8 protein-coding genes are annotated in these 12,404 nt (G+C 47.7%); 4 read left to right on the forward strand and 4 right to left on the reverse strand.

All coding sequences use genetic code 11. The features are described from left to right. Nucleotides 1–11 precede the first annotated feature (11 nt). Nucleotides 12–1,205: a DUF4925 domain-containing protein gene (locus CSD97_RS06430; protein WP_173675102.1), complete on the reverse strand. Its 1,194-nt coding sequence runs from the start codon at nucleotides 1,203–1,205 to the stop codon at nucleotides 12–14. 374 nt (nucleotides 1,206–1,579) lie between these two features. Here CSD97_RS06430 and aroC point away from each other — a divergent pair, with 374 nt between their 5' ends. The 4 genes from aroC to CSD97_RS06450 are packed head-to-tail and all read left to right on the forward strand — an operon-like array spanning nucleotide 1,580 to nucleotide 5,685. Beyond that, nucleotides 1,580–2,656, forward strand: a complete 1,077-nt coding sequence (gene aroC, locus CSD97_RS06435) for a chorismate synthase (RefSeq protein ID WP_008664052.1) — start codon at nucleotides 1,580–1,582, stop codon at nucleotides 2,654–2,656. Nucleotides 2,657–2,665: 9 nt separating this feature from the next. Continuing rightward, nucleotides 2,666–4,021 (forward strand): dipeptidase, encoded by a 1,356-nt coding sequence (locus CSD97_RS06440; protein WP_098032128.1) that lies wholly within the window; start codon nucleotides 2,666–2,668, stop codon nucleotides 4,019–4,021. Between the two features lie 15 nt (nucleotides 4,022–4,036). Beyond that, nucleotides 4,037–5,116 (forward strand): anhydro-N-acetylmuramic acid kinase, encoded by a 1,080-nt coding sequence (locus tag CSD97_RS06445; protein ID WP_005833148.1) that lies wholly within the window; start codon nucleotides 4,037–4,039, stop codon nucleotides 5,114–5,116. Between the two features lie 14 nt (nucleotides 5,117–5,130). After that, entirely contained in the window at nucleotides 5,131–5,685 is a 555-nt protein-coding gene (locus CSD97_RS06450; RefSeq protein ID WP_005833149.1) for an NUDIX hydrolase, read from the forward strand. A gap of 11 nt (nucleotides 5,686–5,696) precedes the next feature. Here CSD97_RS06450 and CSD97_RS06455 read toward each other — a convergent pair whose 3' ends face one another. The 3 genes from CSD97_RS06455 to mutA form a co-directional block, all read right to left on the reverse strand. Continuing rightward, a complete protein-coding gene (locus CSD97_RS06455) occupies nucleotides 5,697–7,886 on the reverse strand; it encodes a DNA topoisomerase 3 (protein WP_005833152.1) in 2,190 nt (729 codons plus the stop codon). Nucleotides 7,887–8,199: 313 nt separating this feature from the next. Further along, nucleotides 8,200–10,347, reverse strand: a complete 2,148-nt coding sequence (gene scpA, locus CSD97_RS06465; RefSeq protein ID WP_005833154.1) for a methylmalonyl-CoA mutase — start codon at nucleotides 10,345–10,347, stop codon at nucleotides 8,200–8,202. A 46-nt stretch (nucleotides 10,348–10,393) separates the two neighbouring features. Then, nucleotides 10,394–12,292 carry a methylmalonyl-CoA mutase small subunit gene (gene mutA, locus CSD97_RS06470; RefSeq protein WP_022401430.1) on the reverse strand — a complete coding sequence of 633 codons (1,899 nt, stop codon included), beginning with the start codon at nucleotides 12,290–12,292 and terminating at the stop codon, nucleotides 10,394–10,396. Between the last annotated feature and the right edge of the window lie 112 nt (nucleotides 12,293–12,404).

A 12,404-nucleotide genomic window follows, 5' to 3' on the forward strand; every position in this document is an offset into this window, starting at 1 on the left:
CGAAAAAAAAGTTATTTAGCGGCAGTCAAGTTCAAACCAACTTCCAAACGAGTTGTTTCATTAATTATTTCAGGTAAACCCTTCAACATACCTTCTGCCATACCGGCCATACTTCCAAAATCAGGATCAGCTTTCATTGCTTCGATAAGCATATTTACAAACTCCTCATCCGAGAATAAAGGAGCAACTATATTTTTCATCAAAGGCAATAACAAATCCGTATTCAAATAAACCTTTAATTTACCTTCGTTCTTTTCGTAAGTCAAAGGCACACCGTCAGTTACCAAAGGAAGCAAAGACGTAACAGCCTGAGACAAAATTTCACTCATATCTATAGCCTTGGTAGAACTGCCCAGACGTTTTACATTGGCAATGATGGCATCCAGATTCAAATATACCTTCATTTGGGTATCACTGAGAACTACATATTGTGCAACATTCGCAGGAGTCTTAACAACAGAGGTACCTCCCTGAGCGGCATCAACATAAGAAGCTGAAATATTACCGTCAACACCCAAAGTAATATCATGCAACACACTACACAACATATCCTCTACATTCACTTTATCATCACCACCTGCGTCAATTAAAGGCATACGAAGAGCTAACGTCAAAATTGTTTGAATCGGTGGCTCCCAGCCAGGCATTACCTCTACATTCTTATTGGATTCCCAAATCAAATGAATCGGTTCTTCCGTATAATCAGAATTAAGGGGTGTAGGAACCCAAGTTGTTCCGGATAAAGCGGAATTTTTCAATGCGACATTAGTTAAATCTAATTTCAAGGAAGAAGCAGTAACCTTTCCTGCATAGTCAAAAGTACAATAATCGGTCTCACTTGTGCCGGAAAACGAACATTCATCACCTTGTATATTCAAAGTAACCGGAAGGGTTACAGCCGGAGAACCAGGGAATACGCCTGCACCAAAAGAACCGGAAGCCGCTTCACGTGTAAGAATACCGGAAAGATCCAAATTGCCAGCCAATACCAAAGTAGCCTTGGTTGCATCAGAAGCATCCGGAGTAAAAGTTACTTTCTTTCCCAACATTGTTCCACCGTTATAAGTCAAGTTCAAACCTGTTGCAACTGTAAACTCTGTTTGCGGCACAGGACATACTACCTTGTCATCGTCATCATCACTACAAGCCGTGAATAAACTCATTGAACAGATCAATGCAAATAAATAAAATAAATTCTTTTTCATACTTTTTTGAGTACTTGTTTAGTTAATAAAAAGCTTCCCAAGGGAGCTATTAATTTCCCATTTTAAATCAAAGGTGCAAAGTAACACTTTTTAAGGTTACAGTACAAGGTCTTTTCTAAAAAATAAATGTTCCTTTTTTCATCATTACGAGTGAAATTCGGATGCAGATTTCATAAAGAGTAAGCCATTTTTATAAAGAACAAGCCATTGACCAAACTCAGGCAAAGGCAGGCAACTTTATGCGGAAAAGACTTTTTATCTTATTTCCTTAAACGTTTTATGAAAAAAAGTTGTTATCTTTATAAAGTCAAAAGCATTTCTTATAAAGCGTATTGGCACATTAACCTCATATATAAACCTTTAAAGCATTTGATATGTTCAACTCATTTGGAAATATTCTCCGTCTTACCAGTTTTGGGGAATCGCACGGTAAGGGTGTGGGAGGAGTTATAGACGGATTCCCTGCAGGAATAGTCATTGATATGGATTTCGTCCAGGCAGAGCTCGACCGACGCCGCCCCGGACAGTCACGTATCACTACCGCCCGGAAAGAAGGTGATAAAGTGGAGTTCCTCTCCGGCATCTTCGAAGGAAAATCCACGGGCTGCCCCATAGGATTCATTGTATGGAACCAAAACCAGCATTCTGACGATTACAATAATCTGAAAGAAGTCTACCGACCGTCACATGCCGACTATACTTATAAAGTGAAATATGGCATCCGCGACCACCGCGGAGGCGGACGTTCATCAGCCCGTGAAACAATCTCGCGTGTAGTAGCGGGTGCACTGGCCAAATTGGCGCTGAAGCAGCTGGGTATACACATCACGGCGTACACTTCACAAGTAGGTCCTATCCGCCTTGAAGAAAATTATACCGCATACGACCTCGACCTGATAGAGACCAATCCGGTCCGCTGCCCCGACCCGGCGAAGGCAAAAGAAATGGAAGAACTCATCTTCAAGATAAAGGGAGAAGGAGATACCATCGGAGGAGTGGTGACTTGTGTCGTCAAAGGATGCCCCATCGGACTGGGACAACCCGTATTCGGCAAGCTCCATGCAGCACTTGGAGCAGCCATGCTCAGCATCAATGCAGCAAAAGCATTCGAGTATGGAGACGGTTTCAAGGGATTAAAGCAGAAAGGCTCGGAGCAGAATGATGTGTTCTACAACAATAACGGACGTATCGAGACCCGCACCAATCATTCGGGCGGTATACAAGGTGGAATCAGTAACGGGCAAGACATCTATTTCCGTGTAGCCTTCAAACCCGTGGCAACCGTACTGATGGAGCAACACACCGTGAACATTGACGGTGTAGACACCACCCTGAAAGCCCGAGGACGCCATGACCCGTGTGTATTGCCACGCGCAGTACCCATCGTGGAAGCAATGACAGCAATGACATTGTTGGATTATTACCTGATTGACAGAACAACACAACTATAATATTCACCCATGGAAATAAAGAAATACATCACCGAGAACGAGCCTAAAATGCTGGAAGACTTGTTCAGCCTCATTCGCATTCCAAGCATCAGTGCCAAACCCGAGCATCACGACGATATGCTTGCCTGCGCCGAACGCTGGGCACAGTTGCTGCTCGAAGCCGGAGCGGATGAAGCCCTCGTAATGCCCTCCAAAGGTAACCCGATTGTTTTTGGACAGAAAATCGTAGACCCGGACGCCAAGACCGTATTGGTATATGCCCACTACGACGTGATGCCAGCCGAACCTCTCGAACTTTGGAAAAGCGCCCCCTTTGAACCGGAAATACGCGACGAACATATCTGGGCACGTGGTGCTGATGATGACAAAGGGCAATCTTTCATACAAGTGAAAGCGTTTGAATACCTCGTACGCAACGAACTGCTGCAAACCAACGTAAAATTCATCTTCGAAGGAGAAGAAGAAATCGGTTCGCCCAGCTTAGAAAGCTTCTGCCAGGAGCACAAAGAGTTGCTGAAAGCAGACGTCATTCTGGTTTCGGACACCAGCATGCTTGGTGCAGACCTGCCTTCACTGACCACCGGACTGCGCGGACTGGCCTATTGGGAAATAGAAGTGACCGGCCCCAACCGCGACCTACACAGCGGTCACTTCGGCGGTGCTGTTGCCAACCCCATCAATGTACTTTGCCAGATAATCAGCCAAGTGACGGACGCAGAGGGACGTATCACCGTACCGGGCTTCTATGACGATGTGGAAGAAGTTCCCCAAACCGAGCGCGACATGATAGCCCGCATTCCTTTCGACGAAGAGAAATACAAAAAGGCTATCCATGTAAAAGCACTTTTCGGAGAGAAAGGTTACAGTACGCTGGAACGTAACAGTTGCCGTCCGTCTTTCGACGTATGCGGCATCTGGGGCGGATATACGGGTGAAGGGTCCAAGACCGTGCTCCCATCCAAGGCATACGCCAAGGTATCCTGCCGGTTGGTTCCCCACCAGGACCACCACAAGATATCCCGGCTCTTTGCCGACTACATTCTGGACATAGCGCCGGATTCAGTACAGGTAAAAGTCACTCCGATGCATGGAGGCCAAGGATATGTATGTCCCATCACCCTACCCGCCTACCAAGCCGCCGAAAAAGGTTTTGAAAAAGCTTTTGGAAAGAAACCGCTGGCAGTGCGTCGGGGTGGAAGTATCCCCATCATCTCCACTTTCGAGCAAGTACTGGGCATCAAAACCGTTCTGATGGGCTTCGGGCTCGAATCCAACGCCATCCACTCACCTAATGAGAATATACCGTTGGACATCTTCCGTAAAGGAATAGAAGCTGTTGTCGAATTCTACCTCAATTATAAATAAAACAAGAAAATCAGGATGAAAGACTTCCAAATTCAAGCCATCGGCCTGATGTCCGGCACTTCCCTTGACGGGCTGGACGTATGTTGTTGCACTTTCCGGCAGCAAGCCGGAAAATGGTCTTTCCACATAGACTGTGCAAAAGGCTATAGCTACCCCGACGCCATGAAGCAGATATTGGGTACCGGTGCACAGACAATGAGTGCTTTGGAGTTCATCACTTTCCACAGCTCCTATGGAAAGTTTCTCGGTGAACGTGTCAACGAGTTCATGCAAGAATTTGGAGTCCACCCCGATATTATCGCCTCCCACGGGCATACCATCTTCCATGAGCCTCAAAAGAGAATCATGTACCAAATAGGTGACGGAGCCGCCATTGCCGCTGAAACCCGTATACCTACCGTTTCGGATTTCCGGCGGCTGGACATCATGCTGGGTGGGCAGGGCGCTCCACTCGTACCTATTGGCGACCGGTTGCTTTTTGCCGACTACGACTTCTGTTTGAATATCGGCGGTTTCTCCAACATCTCATTCGAGCAGGACGGGCGGCGCATCGCTTTTGACATCAGTCCGGTGAATTACGTCATCAACCATTACTGCCGGCAAATAGGATTGGAATTTGACCGTGACGGCGAGATAGCACGGCAAGGCAACATCTGCCAAGAACTGCTGGACGAACTGAACGGAATGGATTTCTACCATCAGTCCGGACCGAAGTCATTGGGACGGGAGTGGGTGGAAACGCTGGTATATCCCATGCTCGAGCGTTATGGCTTGAGTATGGAGAATATGCTACGTACCTTTTACGAGCATGCCGCCTGGCAAATATCACGCATCATCACCGCCCGCCCCTTGCCCGATGGTAACGGAAAACTGCTGATTACCGGCGGAGGTGCATTCAACAAGTTCCTCATAGAACGTATCGACGCCTTGTGTCCGTGTGAAATCGTGATTCCCAGCCGGCAAATCATAGAATACAAGGAAGCCCTAATCTTTGCTTTCCTGGGTGCCCTCTATATGGCGGACACACCCGGATGCCTCGCCTCGGTGACGGGAGCCACGACAGATAATATCGGAGGGATGCTGTTTAAAATATAGTCAATTTTACCATTATGGAAAAATCAAAAGACACCTGGACCGTCTTATCCAGCGAATACCTTCATCGGGCTCCGTGGCTCACTGTGCGTAAGGACCATGTAGTGCTGCCCAACGGCAACCACATCCCCTCCTATTATATATTGGAATATCCAAACTGGGTGAATACCATCGCCATCACCCGTAATGGACAATTTGTCTTTATCCGCCAATACCGGCATGGCATACAAGAAACGTCCTATGAGCTCTGTGCAGGGGTATGCGAAGAAGAGGACGGCTCTCCGATGGTTTCCGCACAACGGGAACTTTTGGAAGAAACCGGCTATGGAAACGGAGTATGGAAAGAGTTCATGCAAATCTCTCCCAATCCAAGTACCCACACCAACATTACCTACTGTTTCCTGGCTACGGACGTGGAGAAAATCTCCGAGCAACACTTGGAAGATACGGAGAACCTGACCGTACACCTGCTTTCCTTGCAGGAGGTCAAGGACTTGCTGCAACAAGGAAGCATCCGCCAGGCGCTGATGGCTGCTCCCCTCTGGAAATACATGGCGGAGAGAATTATTTAATGTGATTACCCTTATTCAAACGGCTTGCGGAATGTACATCCGGATTTCCATTCGGAACAACCGTAAGCCGTTTTCCCCTTGATAACGGTACCTTTTCCGCAAAGCGGACAAGGCTGGCCGACGAAGTCATCAGCTTGTACGGAAGCCTCCGTACTTGAAGCTGCCACAGCGCCCGAAGCCTGCTCCGTCTTTTTACCTGCGGCGGCAGACTTTCTCGGTGTTCTTTTCTTCGGCTCCTTTTTCGGCTTATCGGCAGCCTCTGTCTTGGCAGAAACCTTACTGCCCTTTTCGGGAGCAGGCGCTTGGATGGTGATGTGGCGGTTGCTGTTATCAGAAAGTACACTCATCACGACTTCCGATACCATCTGCTTCAATTCTTCCAAGAATTGTCCGGCATTATATGTCCGCCTTTCTATCTCACGTAGCTTTTTCTCCCAGATACCGGTCAGTTCCGCCGACTTCAACAGCTCCTCATGGATAATCTGTATCAGCTCCACACCGGTAGGGGTGGCTATCAGGTTCTTCTTTTCCTTGCGGATATAGTTTCGCTTGAACAGCGTCTCGATGATGGCTGCACGGGTAGATGGACGACCGATACCGTTTTCCTTCAGCGCATCACGCAGTTCGTCGTTATCCACCAGCTTGCCCGCCGTTTCCATAGCACGCAGCAGGGTGGCTTCCGTATAAGGCCGGGGCGGCTGCGTCCACTTCTCATACAAATCGGGGACGTGCGGTCCGCTTTCTCCTTTCACAAAAGCCGGAAGCACATTCTCCTCTTCTCCCTTCTCCTCTTTCTCCTCCTGCGATTGTGCCGAGGGGATGCCGAAGATAATACGCCAACCCGGTTCCAGAATCTGCTTGCCGGTAGCCTTGAACTCTATGCTCTCTACCTCGCCCAATACGGTGGTAGTGGCAAACTTACAATCGGGATAGAATACAGCAATGAAACGGCGTGCTATCAAATCGAATACGCGACGCTCCATATCCGTCAGATTCTGCGGATGCTGACCGGTAGGAATAATGGCGTGGTGGTCTGTTACCTTCGAGTTATCGAAAACCTTTTTGGACTTCAACAATGCAGTTCCTGTCAAAGGGGCTGTAAATGTCTCGTAATCACGCAGACCTTTCAAGATGCCGGGGCATTTGGGATAGATGTCATCACTCAAATAGGTAGTGTCTACACGTGGATAGGTAGCCACTTTCTTCTCATACAAAGACTGGATGATTTTCAGCGTCTCATCAGCGGAATAGGCAAACTTCTTGTTACATTCCACTTGCAAAGAAGTCAAGTCAAACAAGCGGAGTGGCGCCTCCCTCCCCTCTTTCTTGGTGACATCCGTCACGGTAAAAAGAGAATTCTTAATCTGGTCCAATAAAACAAGCCCACGTTCGCGGTCGGTAATGGGGTCGATACCCCGATTCTCTTCTTCTTTTTTAGGTTTCTTCCCGGCAGCTATAGCCTCTTTCTGCTTCTCGGCTTCCAATACCAGTTCCTCCTCACTTTTCCGGAGGATGGTGGAGAAAGTGGTATCTCGATAGACGGTCTTCAGTTCCCAGTATTGCTTGGGAACAAAATTCTGTATTTCCAACTGACGGTTTACAATCAGCGCCAGTGTCGGCGTTTGCACACGGCCGATAGAAAGTACCTGCCGGTTCTGCCCATACTTCATGGTGTAGAGGCGGGTGGCATTCATCCCGAGCAGCCAGTCGCCAATGGCACGCGACAAGCCTGCTTCGTACAAAGGCTGGAAATCCGACGCATCGCGCAGCTTGGCAAAGCCCTCACGGATGGCTTCCTCTGTCAATGAAGATATCCAAAGACGTTTCACCGGGCAACGTGCCCCGGCTTTCTGCATCACCCAGCGCTGTATCAATTCTCCTTCCTGCCCGGCATCACCGCAGTTTATAATCATATCGGCATGTTGCATGAGGTTCTCTATCGTATGGAACTGGCGCTCGTATGTGGGATTGCTAATCAGCTTAATGCCGAAACGGGGAGGTATCATGGGGAGGCTTCCCAAACTCCATGACTTCCAGTTAGGGGTATATTCATGCGGCTCCTTCAGCGTACAAAGATGGCCGAATGTCCAGGTCACCTGGTATCCGTTTCCTTCGATGTATCCGTCCTTCTTTTCTTTCGCTCCCAATACATCGGCTATGTCACGCGCCACAGAGGGCTTTTCGGCAATACAAACTATCATTCGTTATTCTTTTAGCGGGACAAAGGTAATAAAAAGGGGGCAAGAACGAAACTATAAGCAAGAAACGATAACATAGACCAGGTGATTTTTCTCCCCCAAAGCTGACGTACGGACATAAAAAAAGGAGTACCGCTGTACTCCAACCTTTGTTAACCTTAAATCTAATACTATGAAAAACACATTGCAAAGATACGGACTTCTGATAAATCTGCAAATTATCCAACTAAAAAAGTATGTTCTATAACACAGATTAAGAAAGAGGGACGGATATGTAAACACATACCGTCCCTCTTTTAACATTTAACGTGTCGGATTATTCTTCATCCAACAAGATTTCCAATATCTGGCAAGCAGCCTTGGCAACCGGAGTACCGGGGCCAAAGATGGCAGCTACACCTGCCTTGTAAAGGAAGTCATAGTCTTGTGCGGGAATTACACCACCGGCAATCACTACGATATCCTCGCGTCCCAACTTCTTGAGCTCTTCGATAATCTGCGGAACCAATGTCTTGTGTCCGGCAGCCAATGAAGAAACCCCTACTACATGAACGTCGTTCTCAACCGCTTCACGGGCAGCCTCGGCCGGTGTCTGGAACAAGGGTCCCATATCCACATCGAAGCCACAGTCGGCATATCCGGTTGCAACAACCTTGGCACCGCGGTCGTGACCGTCCTGGCCCATCTTGGCTACCATGATACGAGGCTGACGTCCCTCTTTCTTCGCAAACTTCTCCGCCAATTCACAAGCACGGTGGAAGTCGCTGTCATTCTTACTTTCTGATGAATACACGCCTGATATAGTTCTAATTACTGCTTTATAACGTCCTACAATCTTTTCGCAAGCATAAGAGATTTCCCCCAAAGTGGCACGGACACGGGCTGCCTCGACTGCCAGTTCCAGCAAGTTTCCCTTACCGGTCTTTACACATTCAGTAATAGCCTCCAATGCCTTGTCCACTTCCGCCTGGTTACGTCCTTCCTTCAGACGCTTCAGGTTCTCAATCTGTTCCTGACGGACAGCCGTATTGTCGATTTCAAGAATATCAATCGGAGCTTCTTTCTCCAGACGATACTTGTTCACGCCGACAATGGTCTGCGAACCGCTATCGATACGGGCTTGTGTACGTGCAGCAGCCTCTTCGATACGCATCTTGGGAATACCGGTTTCGATGGCTTTTGCCATACCGCCCAGCTTCTCTACTTCCTGAATCAATTCCCAAGCCTTGTGAGCCAACTCATTGGTCAAACTTTCCACATAATAAGAGCCACCCCATGGGTCTACATTCTTGCAAATGTAAGTTTCTTCCTGAATATAAATCTGCGTATTACGTGCAATACGTGCAGAGAAATCCGTCGGCAAGGCAATAGCCTCGTCAAGAGCATTGGTATGCAGTGACTGAGTATGTCCCAATGCAGCAGCCATCGCCTCGATACAAGTACGGCCCACATTGTTGAACGGGTCTTGCTCTGTCAGCGACCAGCCGGAAGTCTGGGAGTGCGTACGCAAAGCCAGCGACTTCGGATTCTTCGGGTTGAACTGCTTCACAATCTTTGCCCACAACATACGTGCGGCACGCATTTTGGCAATTTCCATAAAGTGGTTCGTTCCGATGGCCCAGAAGAAAGAGAGACGCGGTGCGAAAGCATCGATGTCAATACCCGCAGCCGTTCCGGCACGCAGATATTCCAAACCGTCTGCCAGGGTGTAAGCCAACTCGATGTCTGCCGTAGCACCCGCTTCCTGCATGTGGTAGCCGGAGATGGAGATAGAGTTGAACTTAGGCATTTTCTGGGAAGTATATTCAAAGATGTCAGAGATAATCTTCATAGAGAATGCAGGCGGGTAGATATAGGTATTACGCACCATGAATTCCTTCAAGATATCGTTCTGGATAGTACCAGCCATTTCTTCCAACTTGGCACCCTGCTCCAGACCTGCGTTGATGTAGAATGCCATAACAGGAAGTACGGCACCGTTCATAGTCATAGAGACGGACATCTTGTTCAAAGGAATTCCATCGAACAACACCTTCATATTCTCCAAGGAACAGATAGATACACCTGCCTTACCTACGTCACCCACTACACGTTCGTGGTCGGGGTCGTAGCCACGGTGAGTGGCCAAGTCGAAAGCTACGGACAAACCTTTCTGTCCGGAAGCCAAATTACGACGGTAAAAGGCATTTGATTCTTCCGCTGTGGAAAAGCCTGCATACTGGCGGATGGTCCAAGGACGCAACGTATACATCACCGAGTACGGACCACGCAGATAAGGAGGAAGCCCGGCAGCATAGCCCAAGTGTTCCATTCCCTCAAGGTCTTCTTTTGTATAAACAGGCTTCACCTCAATGTGTTCCGGCGTTTTCCAATCAGCATGGATGCCGTTAGCCTTTTGCCACTCAGCACCGTTGACGGGCTGAAAAGCGGCATATATATCTAAGTTTTTAAAATCTTTTCGCATCATGTTATTTACGATTTGACGATTTACGATTTACGATTGAAGTTGCTTACTTCAAAAGTTTGGCGTTGAATTCTTTTAATGTCTCTAATACGTTGACACGGACATGGATAAAGTTCTCGATACCGGCAGCCTTCAAGTCGTCCATGCAAGCAGGAGCACCGGCTACGATAAACATGGCACGGCCATTCAGAGCCTTGAAGGCAGGAACAGCATATTCTGCATATTCATCATCACTTGAACACAATACCACGATGTCGGCCTTGGCAGCCATAGCTGCTTCTATACCTTCTTCTACGGTGGGGAAACCGAGGTTATCCACAACTTCGTATCCGGCACAAGCCAGAAAGTTGCAAGAGTACTGTGCACGTGCCTGGCGCATGGCCAGATTACCGATAGTCAGCATAAACGCTTTCGGGCGTTTGCCGGAAGCCTCTGTTTCGAGACGCAACGCTTCAAATTCACTGGCAGCACGGTCAAAGTTCAGTGTCGGAACATCTTTTTCGCAGGTATGTCCGCCGCCGCAACAGCAAGTAGCCTCAACCGGTTTCTTATCTCCCGCCTTTTCATTAAAGTTGGGGAACTGGTTAGTACCCAACAGCACTTCCTTGCGCTTGGCAACTGCGGCATGACGCGCCTTGTTGCTCTCGTTTACGGCAGCCTGCACTTTTCCGGCTTTCACGGAAGCATAGAAACCACCGTCTTCTTCTACAGCGAGGAAGAGGTCCCAAGCCTGCTTGGCAATAGAGACGGTCAAATTCTCAATATAGTAAGAACCTGCAGCTGGGTCAATAACTTTATCGAAGTGCGATTCTTCTTTCAACAGCAGTTGTTGGTTACGCGCCATACGCTCAGAGAATTCGTTAGGAGCATCATAAGTCTTGTCGAACGGAGTAACCGTCATTGAGTCAACGCCGGCAAGGGCGGCACTCATCGCCTCAGTCTGCGTACGCAACAAGTTTACGTGTGCATCAAACAAAGTCAAGTTGAATGAAGAAGTTTCCGCATGAATCTTCATCTTGGCTGCACAGCGGCATTCGTTATCTTTACCCTTGTTGTCGCAGTCGCGCAGACACTCGGGACTGTAAGAAGCCACAATATTAGCCCACAGCATACGTGCAGCGCGGAATTTGGCTATTTCAAGGAAGTAGTTGGAACTGATACCGAAATTGAACTTAATCTTCTTGGCTACCATTGCAGCCGGCAGACCGGCATCAACCAACTGATTCATATATTCATTACCCCAAGCCAAAGCATAACCCAGTTCCTGGAAAATATAAGAACCCGCATTGTTTAATGTCAACGCGTTCACATTCAATACACGGTATTTCGGAAGGGAAGCGGTAGCCTCGAGCAGCGCCTTGGCTGTTGACACCATATCACCTTTTTCTTTACCTTTGGCCAGCATCTTGTTGAAGTAGTCATAGTTGATGGAGCCCCGCAATTTCGTCAAGTCATAATCCTTTTTCTGGAAATAAGCGACAAGAAGTTCTGCAAGTTCCACCACATGCCCCTGGCAGGTAGAGAAATTCAACTCGACACATTCCGCGCAGATATCTTTCAACAAAGTTTCAATATACTCTGCGTTCAATTCCTTGGCCTTTACATGGAAAGAGAGTGAATCTACACCTTTATTCAAGATGTCCAACGCCTTGGCATTGGCCTCTTTGGGGCATTCCACTTTGATTTCCTGACGAACAAGCCATTCATTGTTGTCTTTCTTGGTACCTCTGAGATAAGGAAACTCGCCGGGAAGAGCATCTGTTGTCTTCAAACCTTCCAAGTCCTCCATACGGTAGAAAGGTTTCACCTTAAATCCTTCGTTTGTCCTCCAAACGAGCTTCTTCTCGAAATCCGCCCCTTTCAGGTCTGCGGTAACTTTCTCCATCCACTGCTCAGTGGAAACGGGAGAAAAGTCGGAGAAGAGTTTTTCTTTACTGTCTGCCATAGTTTATTTAAAATTTAAATAGATGAATACTATTCATTTTTGTCATCAAGAGACTTGCAAATATAAGGAAATACTTAGAACAAAATCTTTTTTTAGAGAAAATTGCACTAAC

The sequence above is a fragment of the Bacteroides sp. AR29 genome (genome assembly GCF_900217715.1).
GTDB lineage: Bacteria > Bacteroidota > Bacteroidia > Bacteroidales > Bacteroidaceae > Bacteroides > Bacteroides uniformis.